Here is a 24161-nt window from a genome sequence, read left to right on the forward strand (position 1 = left end):
CCCCAGGCGTCAGTTTGCGCGCGCGAGATCGTTCGCGGACTGGATCGCAGCGGTGTAATTGTTCAACAGGTTGTCGACGGACGCGGCGGTGACGTCGAAAACCGGCATGGGATAGACGCCGAAGAAGATCACCAGCGCGACGAGCGGATAGAGAATGATCTTTTCGCGGCGCGTCAGATCAAGCATCGCCTTCAGGCTTTCCTTCTCCAGCGCGCCGAAAATCACGCGGCGATAGAGCCACAGCGCATAGGCCGCCGACAGGATGACGCCGGTGGTCGCGAAAAGGGCGACCCAGGTGTTTGCCCGGAAGATGCCGATCAACGTCAGGAATTCGCCGACGAAACCGGACGTGCCCGGCAGACCGACATTGGCCATGGTGAAGACCATGAAGGCGACGGCATATTTGGGCATGTTGTTCACCAGCCCGCCATACGCCGCGATCTCGCGTGTGTGCAGCCGATCGTAGACGACGCCCACGCAGAGGAAGAGCGCGCCGGATACGAGGCCGTGCGACAGCATCTGGAAAATCGCTCCCTGAACGCCCTGAGCGTTCGCGGCGAAGATGCCCATCGTCACGTAGCCCATGTGCGCGACGGACGAATAGGCGATCAGCTTCTTGATGTCGTCCTGCATCATCGCGACCAGGGAGGTGTAGATGATGGCGATCACCGACAACGCGAACACGAAAGGGGCGAGATCAGCCGAGGCCAGCGGGAACATCGCGAGCGAGAAGCGGATGAAGCCATATCCGCCGAGCTTCAGGAGAATGCCCGCGAGGATGACGGAGCCGGCTGTCGGCGCCTCGACGTGGGCATCGGGAAGCCAGGTATGGACCGGCCACATGGGCATCTTCACCGCGAAGGACGCGAAGAAGGCGATCCACAACCAGAATTGCATGGACTCCGGGAAGTCGTGGTTGAGCAGCAACGGAATGTCCGTCGTGCCGGCGTCCCAATACATCGCCATGATCGCCAGAAGCATCAGCAACGAGCCGGCGAGCGTATAGAGGAAGAACTTGAACGAGGCATAGACGCGGCGCTTGCCGCCCCACACACCGATGATGATGAACATCGGGATCAGGCCAGCCTCGAAGAAGATGTAGAAGAGGACGATGTCGAGCGCGCAGAAAACACCGATCATCAGCGTTTCGAGAACCAGAAACGCGATCATGTATTCCTTGACGCGCTTCTGGACCGATTCCCAACTGGCCAGGATGCAAAGCGGCATCAAGAACGTCGTCAGGATGACGAACAACATCGAAATGCCGTCGACGCCCATGTGGTAGGCAATGCCGGTGTTGAGCCACTCGGCCCGCTCCACCATCTGGAAGCTGGCTTCCTGGTTGTCGAAACTGACCCAGATGAACAGCGACAGAATGAAGGTGCAGCCGGTCGCCAGAAGCGCCACATTGCGGATATTGCGCCGGCCCACCGAGGAGTCATCCCGGATCATCAGGATCAGGAGCGCCCCGACGAGCGGCAGGAAGGTGACCGTTGAAAGGATCGGCCAATCGGTCATCAGAAGGAACTCCCGAGCATCATCCAGGTGACGAGCGCAGCGACGCCGATCAGCATCACGAATGCGTAGTGATAGAGGTAGCCGGTCTGCAGCTTGACCACCCGGCCGGTGATGTCCTGAACGCGGGCCGCCACACCGTCCGGCCCCAGGCCATCAATGACGCGGCCATCGCCCTGCTTCCAGAGGAAACGACCAAGCGCCTTGGCGGAGCGGACGAACAGGAAGTCATAGAGCTCGTCGAAATACCACTTGTTCAACAGGAACTGGTAGAGGCCGTGATGCTGGGCTGCCAGCGCGCGCGGGGTCTGCGGCGAGCGGATATAGAAGTACCACGCCGTGACGAGACCGATCAGCATCGCCAGGAACGGGCTCATCTTGACCCAGAACGGAACGTGGTGGAATTCGTGCACGATCTCGTTCTCCGGCAGCGTGAAGAGGGCGCCCTGCCAGAAGCCGTCATAGTAGTCACCGAAGAACTGCTTGTGGAAGAGTATGCCCGCCAGAAGCGCGCCGGCCGCCAGGATATAGAGCGGGATCAACATGACGTTGGGCGATTCATGGACGTGATGCATGACGTCTGCGGAAGCGCGCGGTTTGCCATGGAACGTCATGAAGATCAGGCGCCAGGAATAGAAGCTGGTAAAGAGTGCAGCCACGACCAGCAGCGTGAAAGCGAAGCCGGATGCCGCGTTGTGCGCGACGAATGCACTTTCGATGATCGCATCCTTGGAGAAGAACCCGGCCGTGCCGAAATAGAGACCCGGAATGCCGACGCCGGTCAAAGCCAGCGTGCCGATCACCATCATCCAGTAGGTGCGCGGGATGTGCTTTCGGAGGCCACCCATGCGCCGCATGTCCTGCTCGTCGGATACGGCATGAATGACCGATCCCGCGCCGAGGAACAGGAGGGCCTTGAAGAAGGCGTGCGTGAAGAGGTGGAAGATCGCGGCGCCATAGGCTCCGATGCCAAGTGCGACGAACATGTAGCCAAGCTGCGAGCAGGTCGAATAGGCGATGACGCGCTTGATGTCGTTCTGGACCAGGCCGACCGTGGCGGCGAAGAACGCCGTGATGGCGCCGATGACGACCACGACGGTCAGTGCCGCCTGGCTGAGCTCGAAGATCGGTGACATGCGGGCGACGAGGAAGACGCCGGCGGTGACCATCGTCGCCGCGTGAATGAGCGCGGAAACCGGGGTCGGGCCCTCCATGGCGTCCGGCAACCAGGTGTGAAGAAGGAACTGCGCCGACTTGCCCATGGCGCCCATGAAAAGCAGCAGGCAGGTGACGGTCAGCGCGTCGGCGCGATCGAGCTGCCAGCCGAGGAAGTTCAGCACTACATCGCCGCCACTGCCGTCCTCAGTCGGAATGAAATCGGCCGCGCCGGCAAAGATCGTGTCGAAATTGATCGATCCGAAAAGCACGAACACGCCGAAGATGCCGAGCGCAAAGCCGAAATCGCCGACGCGGTTGACGATGAAGGCCTTCATGGCGGCAGCTGTCGCCGAGGGCTTTTTGTACCAGAAGCCGATGAGCAGATACGAGGCGAGGCCGACGCCTTCCCAACCGAAGAACATCTGCAGCAGGTTGTCGGACGTCACCAGCATCAACATCGCGAAAGTGAAGAGCGACAGATAGGCGAAGAAGCGTGGCCGGTGCGGATCGTGGTGCATGTAGCCAATGGAGTAGACGTGCACCAGTGAGGAGACCGTGTTGACGACGACCAGCATGACCACGGTCAGCGTGTCGATGCGGAATGCCCAGTCGACCGACAGCGCGCCGGATTCCATCCAGCGCATCACCGGGATGCGAAGTGTTTCGCCCTCACCCAGCGCGACCGTGAAGAATGCGATCCACGACAGGAAGGCAGCGAATACCAGGAAGCCTGACGTAATATATTCGGAGGCCTTGGCGCCGATCGAGCGGCCGAACAGGCCGGCTATGATCGCGCCGATGAGGGGCAGAAAGACGATCGCGTGATACATGGCCGGCTCAGCCCTTCATCGTGTTGATGTCTTCGACCGCGATCGAGCCGCGGTTGCGATAGAAGGTGACGAGGATCGCAAGGCCGATCGCAGCCTCCGCCGCGGCCACCGTCAAAATGAACAGCGCGAAGACCTGGCCGACAATGTCGTTGAGGAAGGCGGAAAAGGCGACCATGTTCAGATTGACCGCGAGCAGGATAAGCTCGACCGACATCAAGATGACGATGACATTCTTGCGGTTGAGAAAGATGCCGAAGACGCCGATCGTGAAAAGCAGCGCGCCGACGGTCAGATAATGGGAAATACCGATTTCCATGTTTGAAGCCCCGTCGCGTTCCTAAATGCCCTGCCCCGGCTTGACCTTGACGACGTCGACCGACGTCGCGGGTGTGCGGGCAACCTGGCGGCTGATGTCCTGGCGCTTAATGTTCTCGCGGTGACGCAAGGTGAGCACGATGGCTCCGATCATCGCGACCAGCAGGATCAGTCCGGCGATCTGAAAGAAATAGATGTAGTCCGTATAGAGCACGTCGCCGAGCGCGCCCGTGTTGGACCGATCGGAGAGTGCCGGTATCGCCTGAGCGCCGGAGGCGGCGATCTCCGGCGAGAATGTCGCGCCGCCAAGGACGATGATGAGTTCGCCCGCAAGAATCAGCCCGACAAGCGCGCCGACCGGCGCATATTCCAGAAAGCCTGAACGCAATTGGGCGAAATCGACGTCGAGCATCATGACGACGAAGAGGAACAGCACCGCCACGGCGCCGACGTAAACGACGAGCAGGATGATCGCCAGGAACTCCGCGCCGGTCAGCAGAAACAGTCCGGCCGCGTTGAAGAAGGTCAGGATCAGAAAAAGCACCGAATGCACGGGATTGCGCGCTGCGATCACCATGAACGCCGACGCCACCGCGACGAACGCGAAGAGATAGAAGAATACGGCCTGGAGACCCATGGCGGTGCCTTTTGTCTTCCCCACCTTAACGCCGGCGAAGTGCACCGGCAGCGGCGTCATTGAATGTCATTTCGCAAGTGCGAGAGGTGTCCCCGCGCGCGGTTCTCATAAAACAGGGCTGACGCCCCGTCTAGGGCTGGCGGCCTAGCGGTAAGGCGCATCCATCTGAATATTGCTCGCGATCTCGCGTTCCCAGCGGTCACCGTTCTCGAGCAGCCGGTCCTTGTCGTAGTAGAGCTCTTCGCGGGTTTCCGTGGCGAACTCGAAATTCGGCCCTTCGACGATGGCGTCCACGGGGCATGCCTCCTGGCAGAAGCCGCAATAGATGCACTTCACCATGTCGATGTCGTAACGCACCGTGCGCCGCGTGCCGTCGTTGCGGCGCGGTCCCGCCTCGATCGTGATCGCCTGGGCCGGACAGATCGCTTCGCACAGCTTGCAGGCGATGCAGCGCTCTTCGCCGTTCGGATAGCGGCGCAGCGCATGCTCGCCCCTGAAGCGCGGACTGACCGGTCCTTTCTCGAAGGGATAGTTCAAGGTCGACTTCGGCGCGAAGAAGTAGCGCATCGACAGGAAGAAGGCCCCGACGAACTCTTTCAGGAACAGCGATTTGGCGGCTTGTGCGAGAGCCATGTGACTAGAACCCTTTCCGGCCGATCAGGCCCAGCCGGTCAGTTTGAGGACGAAGGCGGTGATGACGACCATCGCCAGCGAGAGCGGCAGGAAGACCTTCCAGCCGAGGCGCATGAGCTGGTCGTAGCGGTAGCGGGGCACGAATGCCTTCACCATGGCGAACATGAAGAAGACGAGCGCGCATTTGAGGACGAACCAGAAAATGCCCGGGATCCAGTTGATCAGCCAGAAATCGACCGGGGGCAGCCAGCCGCCGAGGAACAGGATGGTCGTCAGCGCACACATCAGAACGATGGCGGCATATTCGCCGAGCATGAACATCATGTACGGCGTCGAGCCATATTCCACCATGAAGCCGGCAACGAGTTCGGATTCTGCTTCCGGCAGGTCGAATGGCGGGCGGTTCGTCTCGGCGAGCGCCGAGATGAAGAAGATGATGAACATCGGGAAAAGCGCCAGCCAGTGCCAGTCCAGGAAGGAATTGGGCAGGCCAAGCATCGTGCCCAGGCCGTCGCGCTGTGCAAGGACGATGTCGGTGAGGCTGAGCGAGCCGACGCACAGAAGGACGGTGACGATGACGAAGCCGATGGAAACCTCGTAAGACACCATCTGGGCCGCCGAGCGCAGCGCGCCGAGGAACGGATATTTCGAGTTCGACGCCCAGCCGCCCATGATCACGCCGTAAACCTCGAGCGAGGAAATGGCGAACACATAGAGAATGCCGACATTGATCGAGGCAACCGCCCAGTTCTCGTTGACCGGAATGACGGCCCATGCGGCCAACGCCAGCGTCACCGAGACGAGCGGGGCGAGAAGAAACACGCCCTTGTTCGCGCCAGCCGGAATGACGGGCTCCTTCAGCACGAACTTCAAAAGGTCGGCGAAGGACTGCAGCAATCCCCACGGGCCGACCACGTTCGGACCGCGCCGCATCTGGACGGCGGCCCAGACCTTGCGGTCGGCATAAAGGATATAGGCGATGAAGATCAGCAGCGAGACCAGAAGCAGAAGCGACTGTCCGATGATGACAATCGCCGGCCAGGCGTAGGTTGCGAAAAATCCGTCCATAATCGTTTCCCCCAGCGCCTATTCGGCAGCGACTTGTGCTTCGCCGCGCGCAAGCGCCGAGCATTCGGCCATGACCGCGGAAGCGCGGGCAATCGGGTTTGTGAGATAAAAGTCCTTCACCGGCGAGGCAAAGGCAGCGCTGCCGAGCTTGCCCGGCTTCGCGATCCGTCCCTTCAGGTCGGCTGCATCGCCCGGCGAGATTTCGTCGATCGCGGCAAGATGCGGATGCGACTCGTAGAGCTTCGCCCGAAGTGCGCCCAGTGAATCGAACGGCAGCTTGTGGCCCAGAACATCGGACAGCGCGCGCAGGATCGCCCAGTCCTCCTTGGCATCACCCGGCGCGAAACCGGCACGCGCGGTCATCTGCACCCTGCCCTCGGTGTTTACATAGGTACCGAATTTCTCGGTATAGGCCGACGCGGGCAGAATGACATCGGCGTGATGGGCACCGACGTCGCCATGCGTTCCGATATAGACCGTGAAACCAGCCCGGCGCGCCGTCATGTCGAGTTCGTCGGCGCCGAGCAGGAACAGGACGTCACTCTCGGCGACCATGGCCGCCGCGTCCAGCCCGTCCTTTTTCGGTACGAAGCCGATGTCCAGGCCTCCAACACGTGCGGCTGCGGTGTGAAGCACGCCAAAGCCGTTCCAGTCGGCTTCGAGCGCACCGATATCGCCGGCAAGCCGAAGAGCCGATTGCAGCACGGCGCCGCCGTCGGCGCGGGCGAGCGCGCCCTGCCCGACGAGGATCATCGGACGCTTGGCGTCCTTGAGGACCGAAGCAAAGTCGAGCGAGCCATCGAGAAGGCCGGACAGCGTCTCCGGACCTGCGCCGAGGTGGGCATGATCGTAGCGCAGATCGGCCAGTTCGCCGACGACGCCGATAGGGAAATTGCCCTGGCGCCAGCGCTTGCGGATACGGGCATTGAGCACCGGCGCTTCGAAACGCGGATTGGCGCCGACGATCAGCAACGCGTCGGCATCCTCGATGCCTTCGATCGAAGCGTTGAGAATATAGGAGGCGCGACCGAGCGCAGGATCGAGCGCGGCGCCATCCTGGCGGCAGTCGATGTTGGACGAGCCGAGGCTCTCCATCAAAAGCTTCAGCGCATACATTTCCTCGACGGCTGCCAGATCACCGGCGATCGCACCGATGCGGTCACCCGAGGTTCCGGCAACGGCCGCCTTGATGGCACCGAAGGCTTCGCCCCAGCTGGCGGGCTGCAACCGGCCGTCTTTCCTGACATAGGGCCTGTCGAGCCTTTGCGTGCGCAGACCGTCCCAGATGAAGCGGGTCTTGTCGGAAATCCACTCCTCGTTGATCGCTTCGTTGACGCGCGGCATGATGCGCATGACCTCGCGGCCGCGGGTGTCGACGCGGATCGCCGAGCCACAGGCGTCCATGACGTCGATCGATTCGGTCTTGCCGAGTTCCCATGGTCGCGCCTGGAACGCGTACGGCTTGGAGGTCAGCGCGCCCACCGGGCAAAGGTCGATCACGTTGCCCTGCAGTTCCGACGTCATCGCGCTTTCGAGATAGGTGGTGATCTCGGCATCCTCACCACGCCCGACAAGGCCAAGTTCGGAGATTCCGGCGACTTCAGTGGTGAAGCGGACGCAACGGGTGCAGTGGATGCACCGGTTCATGATCGTCTTGACGAGCGGGCCGATGTACTTGTCCTCGACGGCGCGCTTGTTCTCATGGAAGCGGGAGTTGTCCATCCCGAAGGCCATGGCCTGATCCTGAAGATCGCACTCGCCGCCCTGGTCGCAGATCGGGCAATCGAGCGGGTGATTGATCAGCAGGAACTCCATGACGCCCTCGCGGGCCTTCTTGACCATCGGCGTGGTCGTGAAGACTTCCGGCGGCTCGCCATTGGGACCCGGGCGCATGTCGCGCACGCCCATGGCGCAGGACGCGGCCGGCTTGGGGGGCCCGCCCTTCACCTCGACAAGGCACATACGGCAATTGCCGGCGATGGACAGCCGCTCATGGAAGCAGAAACGCGGCACCTCGGCGCCGGCCTCCTCGCACGCCTGCAACAGCGTGTAGTGATCCGGAACCTCGACTTCGCGTCCGTCGACTTTCAACCTTGCCATTCTCAGTCCTTCGCGGCCGCTGCCGCCTTTTCCCATCGTGCAAGTGGCGCCCCGGCTTTCACACCGAAGCGCCTTTCAGTGCAACCTATTTCTTTGACAGCGCCTTTGCCTGATCGAGCCAACCGTCCCGATCGATCCGGCCCTTGAACTGCAGATAATCCTCGACCCAGGCAATCTCGGCCTCGCTCCAGCCGGCAACCTGCTCGAAGGACCAGACGCCAATCCGGTTCAGCACCTCTTCCAGCTTCGGGCCGATGCCGGAAATCTGCTTCAGATCGTCCGGACTTTCGGGCCTGGCCATCTTGCGTGGCGCGCTGGGGGCAGACACGACCGAGGAAGACTTCGCCGCCGGCTCCGGTGTCCGCTTTACAGGTTCGGCCGCCTTCGTGACCGTCTTGCGCACGGGAGCCGTCGCGGCTGCGCTGACCGTCGCGACAACCTCGGCGGCCTCCTTCAACGCGCTCTTGACCGCCGTGCCCGCGTCTTCGGCATCTGAACGCATGTCCGCCGACACGTCCTTCGCGGCGTCTATCGTGCGAGCGACGGTCTGCTCCGTTTCATCACGGGCGGCCTTTCCTGCCGCGACAACCCATTCGCCGTCCCAGAAGCGCAGGCCCGCCTCGAAATCAACCGGCGTGACCGGCATGCCAAGCTTGCGCGAGGCTTCAAGAGCGCCCTGCATCGACCCCATCATCAGGCCCATCATCTGGCCGGCAGCACCAAATCCGAGCGCCGTCGCCGCGGCGGCCGCAGCCGTTGGATGGGACATCAAGGGCGACAGCGGCATGGTCGGCATGGACTTGGCCATCCCCTTCATCCAGTCCTCTATCTCGCTCATCGGCATGGTCATTGCTTCAGCTGTCATTTCAAAGGGACTCGCTTGTTGCGACATTGGAGAGCTCCTTGCTGTCGTTCGTGCGGTTCTCATTCCCTTCGTCGACGTTTCCTCGCTTGATGGCCGCTTGATCGCGGCCCTTGTTCGATTCCGGCCTATTCGGCGGCCTGCATGACGGGGCTTCTGCCCGTGTCGGCGCGATGGGTATAGGCGTCGATCCGCGCTTCGATCTCCGGGCGGAAATGACGGATCAAGCCCTGGATCGGCCATGCCGCAGCGTCGCCGAGGGCGCAGATCGTGTGGCCTTCCACCTGCTTCGTCACGTCGAAGAGCATGTCGATCTCGCGCTTCTGCGCGCGGCCTTCCACCATGCGTTCCATGACGCGCCACATCCAGCCGGTACCCTCCCGGCATGGCGTGCACTGGCCGCAGCTTTCGTGCTTGTAGAACGCGGCCAGCCGGGCGATCGCCTTGATGATGTCGGTCGACTTGTCCATGACGATGATCGCCGCCGTGCCCAAACCGGATTTCAGGTCGCGAAGGCTGTCGAAATCCATCGGGCAATCGGCGATCTGGTCGGCAGGCACGAGCGGGACGGAAGACCCGCCAGGGATGACCGCCATGAGGTTGTCCCAGCCGCCGCGAATGCCGCCGCAATGACGGTCGATCAGCTCGCGGAACGGGATCGACATCGCCTCTTCCACGGTGCAGGGCTGATTGACATGCCCGGACACGCAAAACAGCTTGGTGCCGGTGTTGTTCTCACGCCCGATGCCAGCGAACCAGGCGCCCCCGCGCCGCAGGATCGTCGGAGCAACGGCAATCGATTCGACGTTATTGACCGTTGTCGGGCAACCATAGAGACCGACATTGGCTGGGAAAGGCGGCTTGAGGCGAGGTTGTCCCTTCTTGCCTTCGAGGCTTTCCAGAAGAGCTGTCTCCTCACCGCAGATATAGGCGCCGGCGCCATGATGCAGATAGACGTCGAAATCCCAGCCACACTTGTTGTTGCGGCCCAGCAGTCCCGCCTCGTAGCATTCGTCGATCGCTGCCTGCAGCGCCTCGCGCTCTCGCATGTATTCGCCGCGCAGATAGATGTAGGCGACATGGGCTCCCATGGCGCAGCCGGCGATCACGCAGCCTTCGATCAAAGTGTGCGGATCGTTGCGCATGATATCCCGGTCCTTGCAGGTTCCGGGTTCCGATTCGTCCGCATTGACGACGAGATAATGCGGACGCCCATCACTTTCCTTGGGCATGAACGACCATTTAAGGCCAGTGGGGAAACCGGCGCCACCACGACCGCGAAGGCCGGACGCCTTCATCTCGGAGATGATCCAATCGCGACCCTTGTCGATGAGCCCTTTCGTTCCATCCCAATGGCCACGCTTCATCGCGCCCTTGAGAGACTTGTCCCTCAGCCCATAGATGTTGGTGAAGATGCGGTCTTTGTCTGCAAGCATCGATCTATCCTGCCTTTACCGCGGCTTCTTGCCGAAGACACGAATGTATTCGGCCTCGCCGCCCTTGGCGAGCGCCTTGGCCTGCTTGATCCAGTCGTCGCGCTCGATGCGGCCGGAAAAACGAAGGTGGTCGTCCACCCATTCGCGTTCCGCCTTCTTCCAAGCGGCGATCTGGTCGTAGCTCCAGATGCCCAACTCGTTGAGCTTGGTCTCTATCTTCGGTCCGATGCCCGAAATCAGCTTGAGATCGTCCGGCTGGTCGGGACGATCGGTGCCGGAAGGCTGGCCCTTCGGCGCTGTGGAAGGACGAGCCCTGGAGTGCCCGCTCACCGCGGGGTCAGGAACCTTCTTGGAAGCGGACCTGGCGTCTTCCGGCTCTCCGCCGGATTCGTCGTCCGTCTTGGATGGTCCGCCCGGACCCTTCGCGTCCTTCGGCTCAGCCAGTTGTGGATCTGCCTCCGGCGGGGTTTTTGGAAGGGGCTTTCCGACCTGGGTCGGAGCCTGGGCTTCATCGCCAGTGCCCCTGGCCCGCGACGAAGGCTTGCGTGCCTTCCCGCCTTCGATGGCCTCATCGTCGGTGAGGGTCGTCAACCCGCCTGACGGGGCCGACAGATGCCGCCCGTTTTGCGGACCGGGCGGAACCGCCGCTCCCTCGCCCGCCTCGAACTGATCGATGATCTCTTCCAGCCGCTCGGCTGTCAGGTCTTCATAGGCATCCTTGAAGATCATCACCATGGGTGCGTTCACGCAGGCGCCCTGACACTCCACTTCTTCCCAGGACAGCGTACCTTCCGGATTGGTCTGGAACGGCGCGGCATTGATCTTGCGCTTGCACAGATCGATCAGCTCTTCCGAACCGCGCAGCATGCACGGGGTCGTGCCGCAGACCTGGATATGGGCGCGCGTGCCGACCGGCTTCAGCTGAAACTGGGTGTAGAACGTCGCCACCTCGAGTGCGCGTATATACGGCATGCCGAGCATGTCGGCGATATTCTCGATCGCCGCTCGCGTAACCCAGCCCTCCTGCTCCTGCGCACGCATCAGCAATGGGATGACGGCTGAGGCCTGGCGGTCCTCGGGATACTTGCGAATGGTCTGTTCCGCCCAGCGCATGTTCTCATCGCTGAACGCGAAGGCGGCGGGCTGGACTGTGTCTTCTGCAAGACGGCGGACGGACATGCGGATAAGCCTCTATTGATCGATGGCGCCGCAGCGCGAATTCGTCAGGGTCACGAACTCACAGGCATACGCCTGCGCATCCTTCTGGAGAAAGACGACGAACTTGTTGCCCGAGGGCGACGACGCCTTGATTTCAAAGCCGCGCTGCAAGAGCGCGCCCATTGTTGCATTGCCGATCGGTTCCTCGCTGCTGGAGCCACCGGTGACGGGGGTCTGGGCCATGGCCGGCAAGGCCATCAGCAGGGTGAGCATCCCACAAGCTGCCTGCAGAGCCGCCGTCCTCACCGGTCCACCTCGCCAAAAACGATGTCGAGCGAGCCGAGGATCGCCGACACGTCGGCCAGTTGGTGACCCCGGCAGATGAAGTCCATGGCCTGCAGATGCGCGTAGCCCGGCGCCCGGATCTTGCAGCGATAGGGACGATTGCTTCCGTCCGATACGAGATAGACGCCGAACTCCCCTTTCGGGGCTTCCACTGCCGCGTAGACCTCGCCTTCGGGCACGCGATAGCCTTCCGTATAGAGCTTGAAGTGGTGGATGAGCGCTTCCATCGAACGCTTCATCTCACCACGCTTCGGAGCGACGATCTTGCCGTCTCGGGAGGAGACTGGCCCGATTTTGTCCTTTCCGAGCAAGCGATCGACGCACTGGCGCATGATGTGGGCCGACTGGCGCATCTCTTCCATCCGGATGAGATAGCGGTCGTAGCAGTCGCCGTTCTTGCCGATCGGAATCTCGAAATCGAAATCTGAGTAACACTCGTAGGGCTGCGAGCGGCGAAGGTCCCATGCCGCACCCGAGCCGCGCACCATGACGCCGGAAAAGCCCCAGGCCCAGCATTCTTCAAGCGAGACGACGCCGATGTCGACGTTGCGCTGCTTGAAGATTCGATTGTCCGTCAGCAGTGCATCGATGTCGTCGACGGTCTTGAGGAACGGATCGATCCAGTTGCCGATGTCCTCGACCAGCTGGTGCGGCAAGTCCTGGTGTACGCCGCCAGGGCGCACAAAGGCTGCGTGCATGCGCGAACCGGACGCGCGCTCATAGAAGACCATGAGCTTCTCGCGCTCTTCGAAGCCCCAGAGCGGCGGCGTCAGGGCGCCGACGTCCATCGCCTGCGTCGTCACATTCAGCAGATGCGACAGGATCCGGCCGATCTCCGAATAGAGCACGCGAATGAGCTGGCCGCGCACTGGCACTTCGACATCGGAAAGCCGCTCGACGGCCAGGGCGAAGGCATGCTCCTGGTTCATCGGCGCGACGTAGTCGAGGCGATCGAAATAGGGGATCGCCTGAGTATAGGTCTTGTGCTCGATCAGCTTTTCGGTGCCGCGATGCAAAAGGCCGATATGCGGATCGACACGCTCGACGATTTCCCCGTCAAGCTCCAGAACCAGACGCAAAACACCATGCGCTGCAGGATGTTGCGGTCCGAAGTTGATGTTGAAGTTGCGAACGTTGTGTTCGGTCATGGCCTGCTCCGCAAGGAGGTGAATAGTGAATGGTGAATAGTGAATAGAGGCGAAGAAAGCTCCATCACCCTTCCCCCTTGCGTTCGAGCGAAACAATGAAAGCGCGAAGCATCTTGCCAAGCGCTTCGTATCGTAGCGCCAGTGCGCCGGTGGCGGCGGAATCTGCAAATCCCAAACGTTCAGAGAGAACGGTCTGCGTCTCCAGTTCCTTCAGCGACCCCTGTGCGATACGCAGATACTGAATGAACGAGCGCCGCTGACCGCGTCCAAAGCCTTCGGCAATGTTGGACGGGATGGAAACGGCGGCTCGGCGCATCTGTGCCGTCAAACCATAGACCTCGTCCCGCGGAAAGCGGTCGGTCATCCCATAAATGTTGACAGCAAGCTCCATCGAATCCTTCCAGACCTTCAAGTCCCGATAATCGTTTATCGGATCAACAATCTGCTTGGCCTTCCCTATTCACCATTCACCATTCACTCAACTTTTCTTCTCATCTCCCGGCAACACATAGTCCGTGCCTTCCCAAGGAGAGAGAAAATCGAAATCGCGGTATTCCTGGCGCAGGTCCACCGGATCGTAGACGACGCGCTTCATCTCGTCGTCGTAGCGTACCTCGACGAACCCCGTCAGAGGGAAATCCTTGCGCAGCGGATGACCCTCGAATCCGTAGTCGGTGAGAATGCGGCGCAGGTCGGGATGCCCAGTGAAGAGAATGCCGTAAAGGTCATAGGCTTCACGCTCGAACCAGTCCGCGCCGGGGAAGACACCACAGACCGACGGGATCGGCTCGTCCTCGCCGGCGGCAACCTTGATGCGGATCCTGCTGTTCTGGCGCGGCGACAGCAGATGATAGACGACGTCGAAGCGCTGGGCGCGGCCCGGCCAGTCCACCCCGCAGATATCGATTATGTTGACGAACTGGCATTGCGGATCGTCGCGCAGAAACGTCAAGAGCGGAACGATCGAAGTCGCACTTGCGGTCACCGTCAATTCGCCGAAGGTGATGCCGGCGCTGTCGATCAGATCGCCCTTCTCTTCCGTAATATAGGCTGAAAGATCCCTCAGCCCGTCATTCAAATGATCCATAACCACCTGCTATCTCTAAAGCCGGGAGAGTCGGGCTGGGCTGGCAAGGCACATCCCAGCGCCCGAAAACCCCGCGCCTCAGCGCTCGATCGTGCCCGTGCGGCGAATCTTCTTCTGCAGCAGCATCACGCCGTAAAGCAGCGCCTCGGCCGTCGGCGGACAGCCCGGCACGTATATGTCGACGGGAACGACGCGGTCGCAGCCTCTGACCACTGAATAGGAGTAGTGATAGTAGCCGCCGCCATTTGCGCATGACCCCATCGAGATGACGTAGCGCGGCTCCGGCATCTGGTCATAGACCTTGCGCAACGCAGGCGCCATCTTGTTGGTGAGCGTGCCGGCGACGATCATCACATCGGACTGGCGCGGCGAGGCGCGCGGGGCAAAACCGAAGCGCTCGGCGTCGTAGCGCGGCATAGACATCTGCATCATCTCGACAGCGCAGCAGGCCAGACCAAAGGTCATCCACATCAACGAGCCGGTGCGGGCCCATTTTATGAGCTCGTCCGCCGAAGTGACGAGGAAGCCACGGTCAGCAAGCTCGTTGTTGATCTCGCCGAAGAATGCGTCGTCGTGCCCGATGGGCCGGCCGGTGTTGGGATCGATGATCCCCGTTGCGGCCGGCGCGACCATCGTCGCGCCGCGATCACCGCTCTTCAAGGGCGGGCGGGCGTCAGCTACTCCCATTCCAGCGCTCCCTTTTTCCATTCGTAAACAAAGCCGACCGTCAAGACGGTAAGAAATACCATCATGGACCAGAAGCCGATCCAACCCACCTCACCGAAGGAAACGGCCCATGGGAACAGGAAAGCAACTTCCAGATCGAAGATGATGAAGAGAATCGCCACGAGATAGAAGCGAATATCGAACTTCATGCGCGCGTCGTCGAAGGCATTGAAGCCGCACTCATAGGCCGACAGCTTTTCCTGATCGGGCGCCTTATAGGCGACCACGAACGGCGCGATCAAAAGCGCGAGACCTATTACGAGCGACAGCCCGAGAAAGATCGCAATCGGGACATAGGAACTCAGGAGTTCGTTCATGCTGGCTGCCTCTGATCCCTACCTTGGGCCCGCCTGAAAAGCGCGCCGGGCGACCTTCGATCGCCGGCCGGGACATCGTGTATGTTGCATCGCGGCTTGGTTATAGCAGCGCGCCGCGTGAAGCAAGGGCGCGTCGGTCAAAACGCAGTGTTCGCAGCAACGTGCTCGGGCATCGTTTGCGAAGCGACAAACCTCGCCCGAGAGAGATGCGATACGTGCAGGAAAATCTGTGAGGTGAGCTTGCTTGGTGCGGCGGGCGCCACTTTCCGGAATTCAAATCGATGAAAAGGAAAGTGGCGCGAGTGACGGGGCTCGAACCCGCGACCTCCGGCGTGACAGGCCGGCACTCTAACCAACTGAGCTACACCCGCGCAACCGATCGAAACGACGCTGCGAACGCGTCTGCTGTTTCGTTCGTGGCGGCTGAATAGGACCTCCAACTGAGGCTGTCAAGGCAAGTTCACGCGCTTTTCCAACAAAGATGCACGAAGGTGCGAAAGGTGACCCGTGTCTCATGAAAGCGGCTGAAAATCGGCTCGATTTTCCCCTTGCGCTAAAGCCGCAAACCGCCTAAACGGTGCCCACGCTACGCCGGGGCAACCGGCGCGGGGGCGGTTAGCTCAGCTGGTAGAGCGCCTCGTTTACACCGAGGATGTCGGGAGTTCGAGTCTCTCACCGCCCACCATTTTCAACGCCGTTCAACGATCGAACGTGTCCTGTGTGCAGGCGTTTTCCATGGCCCGCCGGATCGTGACGGCCTGACTGTCGGCGACCTCCACGTCGTCCCACGTCACCACCCCGCCTTCGGCGATATCCGCCTTCAACGTCACGCCATGGGCAAGGCCTATGGGCAGCGCCTTTTGCGCCAGCGACCGACTTGCCGGCATGATGCGGCCCCAGACGGTGTGTCCGCCCTCGCCGTCCAGCTTCTCACCCTTTCTCAAGGCTTTCTTCGAAACCGCGACGACATCGGCGGAAAATTCCGCGCAATGTCCGGTCGGCTCGCTTCGCAATGCGGCGGAGGCAACGCTGACGGGAAGTTCCAGGCCGATGAGATGGGAGGGGCGGAAGAGCGAGGCATATCGGCCGGACGGGTCGGTCACCACCTGGTATTCGCCAAAGCATCGCCGCGCGTAGTCTCCCCTCGCATCCGAATCATGCGGGCGGAACGTCACGAATACGCCCCAGCGCAAGTCTCCGACGACATGGCGGCCATCGCGCTCCTGGCTGGAGACGACCTCGACCATGCCGGACTTTTCAAGCACACCGCCATCGCCGGCCGGCTTGAGGACCTGCGCCAGGTCCTGAACGCCGCACGGGGGAAACAGCAGTCCGTCTGCGGGCGCGTCAAGGCCGGTCGCGTTGGCGATCGCCGCCATCTCGATGGCCGACTTGGTGCCGTCGATGAAGGAATTGAACATCTGCGGGTTCATTCCCCCGCGCGCCGCATCCTCGGCGCTGATCCCGTAGTGCTGCCAGACCGTTTCCGGTGTCGAGGCGGCATAGTGCGGCAGATATTTGGTGCCTTTTCCCGCTGCCACGACCTCGAACCCGCAGGTGCGCGCCCAGTCCACCATTTCGCAGACGAGGGCCGGCTGGTCGCCATAGGCCATGCTGTAGACGAGACCGGCCTTTCGGAACTTAGCCGCCAGATAGGGTCCGGCCAGCACGTCGGCCTCGACATTGACCATCACCATATGGCGGCCATGCCGCGCCGCCAGTAGCGCGTGACGAATGCCGGCAGCCGGGTTGCCGGTGGCGTCGATGACGACGTCGAGCCCGTCGGCGGCAATCAGCGCCTCGGAGTCCTCCGTGACATGAATGCGATTCGATCGACGCGCCGATTCGAAAGAGCTGGCGACAACAGCCCCGGCATCCCAGCCGGTCTCTTCCAGCGCACGCCTTGCGCGGGCCGGGTCGAGATCGGCAATCGCCATCAGGTGCATGCCGGGAACGGTGCGCACCTGCGCCAGGAACATCGAGCCGAACTTGCCAGAGCCTATGAGGCCGACGCGAACGGGCCTGCCCTCGTCAGCGCGGGCGCGCAGTTTCGCGTAAAGGTTCATGGTGATCTCCTCGTGTGCTCCGGCCGGTCGGGCTATTCGGCAGCGGTAGTCGTGCTTGCGCCCGCCAGGGCGTGTGGGCGCGGCCCGCCATGTGCCCAGTCAAGCAGTTGCACCGTATGCACCACCGGAACGGCCGTTCCGGCGCCAATCTGCGTGATGCAGCCGATGTTACCTGTCGCCACGACGTCCGGACGGGTGCGTTCCAGGTTGGTCACCTTCCGTTTGAGCAGGCGGGCGGAAATTTCCGGCTGCATGATGTTGTATGTCCCGGCGGAACCACAGCACAGATGCCCTTCCAGCGGCTCGCTGACGGTGAATCCAGCGGCAGTCAGAAGACTTTTGGGCTCACGAGTGATCTTCTGGCCATGTTGCATCGAACAGGCCGAATGATAGGTGACGGCCAGCGGTGCCGGCGCGCTCGTCGGCGGAAGATCGAGCCGCGCGAGATACTCGGTGATGTCGAGTGCCATCTCGGACACCCGCCGTGCCTTTTCGGCATAGGCAGGGTCGAGGCGCAGCATGTAGCCGTAATCCTTGATCGTGGTGCCGCAGCCTGATGCGGTGATGATGATCGCATCCAAGCCTTTGTCCATCTCGCGTGTCCACGCATCGACATTCTGGCGGGCGGCGGCCAACGCGGCCCCTTCCTTGCCCATGTGATGGACCAGGGCACCGCAACATCCCTCGCCTTCGGCGCCGACCACCTCGATCCCGAACCGCGTAAGGAGCCGAATCGTCGCTGCGTTGATGTCCGGATCGAGAACGGTCTGGGCGCAGCCTCCGAGGATCGCGACACGACCCCGGCGTTCGCCGACCAACCGGTGGACGCCCGGCCCCGAAGCGCTCGACCTGGCCGGCACCGACTTCGGAGCGAGCGCCAACATCGCGGCCAGCGGCCGGAGCGGACGGATACGCCGGAAGATCCCGGCGAAGGGTCGACCGAGGGCCGCCGCGCGCAAGGCTGCGCGAAAGCGATCGGGATAGGGCAGCACCCGCGCCAGCACCGCGCGAATCGTGCGATCGGCCAGCGGCCGGCGATAGGTCTTGTCGATATGAGCGCGGGCATGGTCGACGAGATGCATGTAATTGACGCCCGATGGGCAAGTCGTCATGCAGGCAAGGCATGAGAGGCACCGGTCGATATGCGTGACGATCTCCTTGTCGGCCGGCCGGTCGTTCTCCAGCATGTCCTTGATAAGATAGATGCGCCCGCGCGGGCTATCCAACTCGTTGCCCAGCGTCACATAGGTCGGACAAGTGGCCGTGCAGAAACCGCAATGCACGCATTTGCGCAGAATCTGTTCCGATTCGCGGGTTGCCGGATCGCTGAGCTGTTTCTCGGTAAAGTTGGTTTCCATCGTCTTGTGCGATCCCGCCAATAATTCATGAAGTGCCGGCCAGGCGGCCAGGCGTTCAATATGTGCTGGCCATGCGGCCCGGATTGAGAATGCCGTGCGGATCGAACTGGGCCTTCAGCCGCCCGGCGAGTGCCGCCAGCGGTGCCGGCTGCGGCTCGAACACCGGTATCGACGCACGGTCCTCACGGCTTGCTCGGATGAGCGTTGCATGCCCGCCGCCGAGCGCACGAATCGTCGCACGCAGCAGTTCGGCGCCGGGTTCGGCTTCCATGCGCAGCCAGACGAGCCCGCCCTGCCAGTCATAGAATGCATCAACGCCGACCCGCAGCCGCAAGGCACCGACGAGCTGGTGTCCCACCGACGGGGCGACGGCAACGCGCCAGACCGGGCGGGCCGTTCCATCGCAGAACGGCTCGACGTCGCGTATCTCGCGCCACAGCCGCTGCGATTCGTCCCCGTCAAGACGCTCGGCGGGGCCAAAAGGCTTCAAAAGTGCCGCCAGACGCGAAAAACGGTATTCGACCGACGGAGCAAAGCCTTCAAGGCGTAGCACCGTCGAAGATGCCGCCAATGCCTTGTCCAGAAACCGTCCCTTGACACTTTCCGGCAGATGGGCCGCAGACGCCACTTCGGCGCTCGATCCCATCGCAACCGCCATCGCCTCCGTCGCTTCACCATCGTCGAGGCCCGAAAGGACAAGCGTCGCTTCCGTCTCGGGACGCGGCATGACCTTCATGGTGACTTCGGTCATTGCGCCGAGGGTTCCCCATGAGCCGCACAGACCCTTGGACAGATCGTAGCCGGTGACGTTCTTGACGACCCGGCCGCCGGCCTTGACGATGTCGCCGCGCCCGGTGACGAACCGCATGCCCAGCACATGATCGCGCGCTGCCCCGGCCTTGAGACGCCGAGGACCGGACAGGTTTGACGCCGCCATGCCACCCAGCGTGCCGACGCCGGGTGGCTCGGCCAGAAGCGGCCCGTAGTCCATCGGCTCGAACTGGAATTGCTGACCGCGCTCGGCAAGCAGTGTCGACAGATCGGCGAGCGGAGTGCCAGCGCGCGCCGAGAGCACCAGTTCTTCGGGCTCATAGAGCGTGACGCCGGAAAGATCGGCAAGCGACAAGGTCTCGGCCGTCTGCATCGGCCGGCCGATGGCTCGCCTCGACCCATGCCCGACGATCTCCAGCGGCGCGCGCTCGGAAATCGCCCAGGCAACGGCATCGCGAACGCCGTCTTCCGTCGTGGGGCGCAGCATGGCGCTCGGCGCCGGTTCAATCACGGTCTGGTCGGACATCACTTGTCAGAATCTCGGAATATCGGGGAACGGCAGTTGGCCGCGATGGATATGCATGCGGCCCATTTCCGCGCAGTTCTTCAACTGCGGGAAAACCTTGCCGGGGTTCAGCAGATGCTTTTCGTCGAATGCGCATTTGACGCGCATCTGCTGATCAAGGTCGTCCTCGTTGAACATCTCGGGCATCAGATCGCGTTTTTCCACGCCGACGCCGTGCTCCCCCGTCAGAACCCCGCCGACAGCGACGCACAGTCTGAGGATATCGGCACCGAAGGCTTCCGCCGCGGCCAATTCGCCCGGCTTGTTGGCGTCATAGAGAATCAGCGGATGCAGGTTGCCGTCGCCCGCGTGAAAGACGTTGGCGACGCGCAGGCCGTGCTTTTCGGACAGCTCGCGCATCCCGGCGAGCACGCGTGGCAATTCCTTGCGGGGGATGGTCCCGTCCATGCAGAAATAGTCGGGCGAGATGCGACCGACCGCTGGAAAGGCTGCCTTGCGGCCTGCCCAGAATGTCGCCCGTTCGGCCTCCGACTGGGAGACCCTGAGGGTCGATGCGCCGTTGCGCGAGGCCATTGCCTCCACTTCGGCCAGAAGATGGTCGACCTCGGCCTCCGGTCCATCCAGTTCGACGATCAACAGCGCCTCGACATCGAGGGGATAATCGGCGTGCACGAAGTCCTCGGCGGCGTGGATCGCGGGACGGTCCATCATTTCCATACCGCCGGGTATAATTCCCGCGGCTATGATGTCGGCGACGCATTGTCCCGCTTCCTCGCTAGTCGGGAAGCCGACAAGGACCGCACGCGCCGTTTCCGGCTTCTGGAGAATGCGAACCGTGACCTCCGTGACGACGCCGAGCAGGCCTTCGGAGCCTGTCATCAGCGCCAGCAGATCGTAGCCTTCGGAATCGAGATGCTTTCCGCCGATGCGCACCACATCACCATCGATCAGCACCATCTCGAGACCGAGCACATTGTTGGTGGTGAGGCCGTATTTCAGGCTATGCACGCCGCCGGAATTTTCCGCGATGTTGCCGCCGATCGAACAGGCGATCTGCGACGACGGGTCCGGGGCGTAATAGAAGCCTTCCTCCTGGACGGCATGGGTGATGCCGAGGTTGGTCACGCCCGGCTGCACGACGACGGCCCGGTTCGGGTAGTCGATTTCCAGCACCTGATTAAATCGCGACATGACGAGAAGCACCGCGTCGCCGAGCGGCAACGCGCCACCGGACAGCGAGGTGCCTGCGCCCCTTGGGACAACGCGGATGCCGTATTTGTGACAGTAGGCAAGGACTCTACTGACCTGGTCGACGGTTTCCGGCAGCACGACGACCAGTGGCATCTGCCGGTAGGCTGTCAACGCGTCTGTCTCGAAGGCGCGCATCTCGTTCAGCGTATCGACGACACCCTCGCCGGGAACGATGTCCCTCAGGTCGGACACGATCGTTGCACGGCGCGCGACAACGCCTGAATCCTGCTCCGGCATCTTGAGCATCGTGGTGTCTCCTCCGTCGGTCATGGCCTGACTGGTGAAAATTTTTTACCAGATGACAGCCGCTCGCGACAATGTGTCTTTTGACTCATTTCATATCCGAGCGGTTTCATGCGAATTCATGACTAGCGTCGTGATCGGGCAAATCCAAGCAGGAGCCCCCGGCGTAAAGGGGATAGAGGGCAAGGCAATTCCATTGCAGACAGAGCCATGAACAATCTCGGCGATCTGGAAATCTTCGCCCGCGTGGTCGCTGCCGGCAGCATGTCGTCGGCAGGGCGCGAGCTTGGGCTCTCGCCGGCTGTCGTATCTAAAAGGCTGAGGCGGCTGGAGGATCGGCTGGGTACCCGGCTCTTGCAGCGCACCACGCGGCAAATATCCCTGACGGAGGCGGGCCATGGCTTCTACGAGCGCGTGATCGCCATTCTCGCTGGCATCGAGGAAGCGGAAGCCTTCGTGTCGCGGCGCTCGGCGCTGGCGCGCGGCACGCTGAAAGTGTCCGCGCCGACCTCTTTCGGACGGATGCACATTGCCCCGCATATCAATCGATTCATGCTGGCCAATCCGGATCTTGCCATAAATCTCGTGCTCAGCGACGATTTCGTCGACATCGTGGGAGACGGCTACGATGTGGCGCTTCGGATCGCAGAGCTTTCCGATTCGAGCCTCGTGGCCCGCAAGCTCGCGCCGGTAAAGCGTATCCTCTGCGCCTCGCCGCTCTATATCGCGCGCTGCGGCTTACCATCGACGATCGCCGATCTCGACGCACATCTATGCATCCCCTCGCACAACAGCGAACCATGGAGGTTGGACGGGACCGACGGGCCGCTGGTCTACCGGCCTTCGGGACCGCTGCTGACGAATTCGTCCGAAGTGGTACGGGAATGCGTCATCGGCGGCGTCGGCATCGCCTTGCGCTCGACATGGGACATCGGCGAAGAGCTTGCGGCCGGGAAACTGGTACGCGTGCTCCCGCAGTTCGAAGGATCGCGCAACGTGGCGGTCCATGCCGTCTATGCCAGCCGACGCTTCCTGCCGGCCAAGATCAGGGTATTCATCGACTTTCTCGCCGACCTTTTCGGACCAACACCCTACTGGGACAAGGGAACCGCGATCGAAAGCCGCGGCGACCACGCCATCGAGGCCGAACGCGATGCGGATGCCCGGCCAATCGACCCGGTCCTCTAGGCGTCCTTATGTTTGTGCAGGCCGCTCAAGGGCGGATTCATGCCCCTGCCCTGTCCTCTTCCTCGTGATGGCGGCGGATCCGACGGACGATCCACCAGATCGCGAGAACGGTGACAGGGACTGCGGCGCCCGTTGCGATCTCCGGCCGAAGCGGCAGCCCCCATTCGTAGAGCGCCTTTGCTAGATAGGACACAAGACCGACGACATAGTAGGAAATGGCCGCGACTGACAGGCCCTCCACCGTCTGTTGCAGCCGCAACTGAAGCTTGGCGCGCCGGTTCATCGATTGCAGCAGGGCGCTGTTCTGCTTTTCCAGTTCGACATCGATCCAGCTTCGCAGCAGCGTCGTGGCGCGGGCGAGCTTGCGGGACAGGTTGATCTGCCGTTCCTCGAGCGATCGGCATGTGCGCATGGCCGGCGCGATGCGCCGCCGCAGAAAGGTGCCCCAGGATTCGTAACCGGCTACGGGATGTTCCTTCAACGCATTCAACCGCTCTTCCACGATGCCGTCATAAGCGCGGGTGGCACCGAACCGGTAGAGGCCGGCCGCCGCATTGGCCTCCAATTCGGCGGCCAGGCCCGATATCCGCTCCAAAAGCGCATCGCTTTCCGCCCGCGCCTCCGAGCGCATACGCTGCGTGATCTCGGTCAGCCCGTCCTCGATCCGGCGGATTTCCGGCGAGAGCGACTGGGCGAGCGGCAGACCCAGCATGGCGAGAGTGCGGTAGGTCTCAACCTCCATAAGACGCTGCGACAACGCACCGGCGCGTGCCGGCGAGAGCCCGCGATCCAGTACGAGGATCCGTGTCAGACCGTCCTTGTCCTGACGAAAATCCGTGACGGCGGCGGCGCGGTCGTCCTCGACCAGCGAGTAGCAAAGGCTTGCCGGGTCGAAGATCGTGATCGCCCGCTCGGTCGCGTCGGTCCAGGGCCTAATTTCAAGCCGCACACCGGAGATGAGCGTGCCGGGCGGGTTGAAGCCGTCGCCGAAGGGATGGCCATCGATGGGGCCGCCGAATCGGCTCGGGACAGGCCCTTCCCAGGCATAGGTGGAAAATTCGGCATGGCGCTCCCAACGCAGCGTCCCGCGGCCCCAGGTCATCGCATGGTGACGCGCATCCTTCTGCGGCGCGGCCAGACCACGCATACGCGCGAGTTCACCGAGAACGGCCTGGTCGACACCCTGGCCACCATCGGTCATGAAGGCGAGCTGGACGATCAGCCGAGGCGCCTCGATCAGCGGCGATGGCCGAGCGTGAATTTCGCCGAGCGCCTTGGCGCGCTGATCGGCGACCGGAAAACCGAAACTGCCCTTGCCCACGTCGATCCGCCCACCTGCCTGATCCATTTCCTCCACTATGCTGTGCGCGCGGCCCGCCAGGCAAGTGCGACAGGCTGGCGCTGTGGGGCCCCGGCACCGCGC

General features: G+C 62.3%; 22 protein-coding genes and 2 tRNA genes. 2 read left to right on the forward strand and 22 right to left on the reverse strand.

Annotated elements, in window-relative coordinates; translation table 11 throughout:
- Nucleotides 1-9: 9 nt before the first annotated feature.
- From CN673_RS10195 to CN673_RS10275, 17 genes are all read right to left on the reverse strand, one after another.
- Complete coding sequence (locus tag CN673_RS10195; RefSeq protein WP_099866190.1) at nucleotides 10-1518, reverse strand: NADH-quinone oxidoreductase subunit M; 1509 nt, start codon at nucleotides 1516-1518, stop codon at nucleotides 10-12.
- Complete coding sequence (nuoL, locus tag CN673_RS10200) at nucleotides 1518-3503, reverse strand: NADH-quinone oxidoreductase subunit L (protein ID WP_099866191.1); 1986 nt, start codon at nucleotides 3501-3503, stop codon at nucleotides 1518-1520. The genes CN673_RS10195 and nuoL overlap by 1 nt, the downstream gene beginning before the upstream one ends.
- A 7-nt stretch (nucleotides 3504-3510) precedes the next feature.
- Nucleotides 3511-3819 (reverse strand): NADH-quinone oxidoreductase subunit NuoK, encoded by a 309-nt coding sequence (gene nuoK, locus CN673_RS10205; protein ID WP_099866192.1) that lies wholly within the window; start codon nucleotides 3817-3819, stop codon nucleotides 3511-3513.
- Between the two features lie 21 nt (nucleotides 3820-3840).
- Nucleotides 3841-4455: an NADH-quinone oxidoreductase subunit J gene (locus CN673_RS10210; RefSeq protein WP_099866433.1), complete on the reverse strand. Its 615-nt coding sequence runs from the start codon at nucleotides 4453-4455 to the stop codon at nucleotides 3841-3843.
- A 144-nt stretch (nucleotides 4456-4599) separates the two neighbouring features.
- Nucleotides 4600-5088 (reverse strand): NADH-quinone oxidoreductase subunit NuoI, encoded by a 489-nt coding sequence (gene nuoI, locus CN673_RS10215; protein WP_099866193.1) that lies wholly within the window; start codon nucleotides 5086-5088, stop codon nucleotides 4600-4602.
- A gap of 24 nt (nucleotides 5089-5112) precedes the next feature.
- Nucleotides 5113-6156: an NADH-quinone oxidoreductase subunit NuoH gene (gene nuoH, locus CN673_RS10220; protein ID WP_099866194.1), complete on the reverse strand. Its 1044-nt coding sequence runs from the start codon at nucleotides 6154-6156 to the stop codon at nucleotides 5113-5115.
- 18 nt (nucleotides 6157-6174) lie between these two features.
- Nucleotides 6175-8256 (reverse strand): NADH-quinone oxidoreductase subunit NuoG, encoded by a 2082-nt coding sequence (gene nuoG, locus CN673_RS10225; RefSeq protein ID WP_099866434.1) that lies wholly within the window; start codon nucleotides 8254-8256, stop codon nucleotides 6175-6177.
- Between the two features lie 85 nt (nucleotides 8257-8341).
- Nucleotides 8342-9121: a helix-hairpin-helix domain-containing protein gene (locus CN673_RS10230; RefSeq protein WP_157928867.1), complete on the reverse strand. Its 780-nt coding sequence runs from the start codon at nucleotides 9119-9121 to the stop codon at nucleotides 8342-8344.
- 125 nt (nucleotides 9122-9246) lie between these two features.
- Nucleotides 9247-10554 (reverse strand): NADH-quinone oxidoreductase subunit NuoF, encoded by a 1308-nt coding sequence (gene nuoF / locus CN673_RS10235; RefSeq protein WP_099866196.1) that lies wholly within the window; start codon nucleotides 10552-10554, stop codon nucleotides 9247-9249.
- Between the two features lie 15 nt (nucleotides 10555-10569).
- Nucleotides 10570-11733: an NADH-quinone oxidoreductase subunit E gene (locus CN673_RS10240; RefSeq protein WP_099866197.1), complete on the reverse strand. Its 1164-nt coding sequence runs from the start codon at nucleotides 11731-11733 to the stop codon at nucleotides 10570-10572.
- Nucleotides 11734-11745: 12 nt separating this feature from the next.
- Entirely contained in the window at nucleotides 11746-11985 is a 240-nt protein-coding gene (locus CN673_RS10245) for a hypothetical protein (RefSeq protein WP_099866198.1), read from the reverse strand.
- A 29-nt stretch (nucleotides 11986-12014) separates the two neighbouring features.
- On the reverse strand, nucleotides 12015-13205 hold the full coding sequence (locus CN673_RS10250) for an NADH-quinone oxidoreductase subunit D (RefSeq protein ID WP_099866199.1): 1191 nt from the start codon (nucleotides 13203-13205) through the stop codon (nucleotides 12015-12017).
- Between the two features lie 64 nt (nucleotides 13206-13269).
- A complete protein-coding gene (locus CN673_RS10255; protein WP_099866200.1) occupies nucleotides 13270-13647 on the reverse strand; it encodes a four helix bundle protein in 378 nt (125 codons plus the stop codon).
- Between the two features lie 36 nt (nucleotides 13648-13683).
- Nucleotides 13684-14292 (reverse strand): NADH-quinone oxidoreductase subunit C, encoded by a 609-nt coding sequence (locus CN673_RS10260; protein ID WP_370853026.1) that lies wholly within the window; start codon nucleotides 14290-14292, stop codon nucleotides 13684-13686.
- Nucleotides 14293-14370: 78 nt separating this feature from the next.
- Nucleotides 14371-14925: a NuoB/complex I 20 kDa subunit family protein gene (locus tag CN673_RS10265; RefSeq protein WP_198585984.1), complete on the reverse strand. Its 555-nt coding sequence runs from the start codon at nucleotides 14923-14925 to the stop codon at nucleotides 14371-14373.
- Between the two features lie 44 nt (nucleotides 14926-14969).
- Nucleotides 14970-15335, reverse strand: coding sequence for an NADH-quinone oxidoreductase subunit A (locus CN673_RS10270; RefSeq protein ID WP_099866202.1), 366 nt, complete (start codon nucleotides 15333-15335; stop codon nucleotides 14970-14972).
- Between the two features lie 294 nt (nucleotides 15336-15629).
- Nucleotides 15630-15706 (reverse strand) — tRNA-Asp (locus CN673_RS10275).
- Between the two features lie 238 nt (nucleotides 15707-15944).
- Here CN673_RS10275 and CN673_RS10280 point away from each other — a divergent pair.
- Nucleotides 15945-16020, forward strand: a tRNA-Val gene (locus tag CN673_RS10280).
- A gap of 13 nt (nucleotides 16021-16033) precedes the next feature.
- On the opposite strand, the gene CN673_RS10285 is transcribed toward CN673_RS10280, so the two are convergent.
- The 4 genes from CN673_RS10285 to CN673_RS10300 are packed head-to-tail and all read right to left on the reverse strand — an operon-like array spanning nucleotide 16034 to nucleotide 21553.
- Nucleotides 16034-17401 carry an NAD(P)H-dependent oxidoreductase gene (locus CN673_RS10285; RefSeq protein ID WP_099866203.1) on the reverse strand — a complete coding sequence of 456 codons (1368 nt, stop codon included), beginning with the start codon at nucleotides 17399-17401 and terminating at the stop codon, nucleotides 16034-16036.
- Nucleotides 17402-17433: 32 nt separating this feature from the next.
- Complete coding sequence (gene glcF / locus CN673_RS10290) at nucleotides 17434-18759, reverse strand: glycolate oxidase subunit GlcF (RefSeq protein ID WP_099866436.1); 1326 nt, start codon at nucleotides 18757-18759, stop codon at nucleotides 17434-17436.
- A 55-nt stretch (nucleotides 18760-18814) separates the two neighbouring features.
- The gene (gene glcE / locus CN673_RS10295) at nucleotides 18815-20056 is read right to left on the reverse strand and encodes a glycolate oxidase subunit GlcE (RefSeq protein WP_099866204.1); all 1242 of its coding nucleotides are present in this window, start codon (nucleotides 20054-20056) and stop codon (nucleotides 18815-18817) included.
- A 6-nt stretch (nucleotides 20057-20062) separates the two neighbouring features.
- Nucleotides 20063-21553: an FAD-linked oxidase C-terminal domain-containing protein gene (locus tag CN673_RS10300; protein WP_370853027.1), complete on the reverse strand. Its 1491-nt coding sequence runs from the start codon at nucleotides 21551-21553 to the stop codon at nucleotides 20063-20065.
- A gap of 207 nt (nucleotides 21554-21760) precedes the next feature.
- On the opposite strand from CN673_RS10300, the gene CN673_RS10305 reads away from it, so the two are divergent.
- The gene (locus CN673_RS10305; protein WP_099866206.1) at nucleotides 21761-22738 is read left to right on the forward strand and encodes a LysR family transcriptional regulator; all 978 of its coding nucleotides are present in this window, start codon (nucleotides 21761-21763) and stop codon (nucleotides 22736-22738) included.
- Nucleotides 22739-22775: 37 nt separating this feature from the next.
- Here the strand turns inward: CN673_RS10305 and CN673_RS10310 are convergent, their stop codons facing one another.
- Nucleotides 22776-24059: a DUF3422 family protein gene (locus CN673_RS10310; RefSeq protein ID WP_099866437.1), complete on the reverse strand. Its 1284-nt coding sequence runs from the start codon at nucleotides 24057-24059 to the stop codon at nucleotides 22776-22778.
- Nucleotides 24060-24161 lie beyond the last annotated feature (102 nt).

This window comes from Neopararhizobium haloflavum (genome assembly GCF_002750855.1).
Taxonomy (GTDB): domain Bacteria; phylum Pseudomonadota; class Alphaproteobacteria; order Rhizobiales; family Rhizobiaceae; genus Georhizobium; species Georhizobium haloflavum.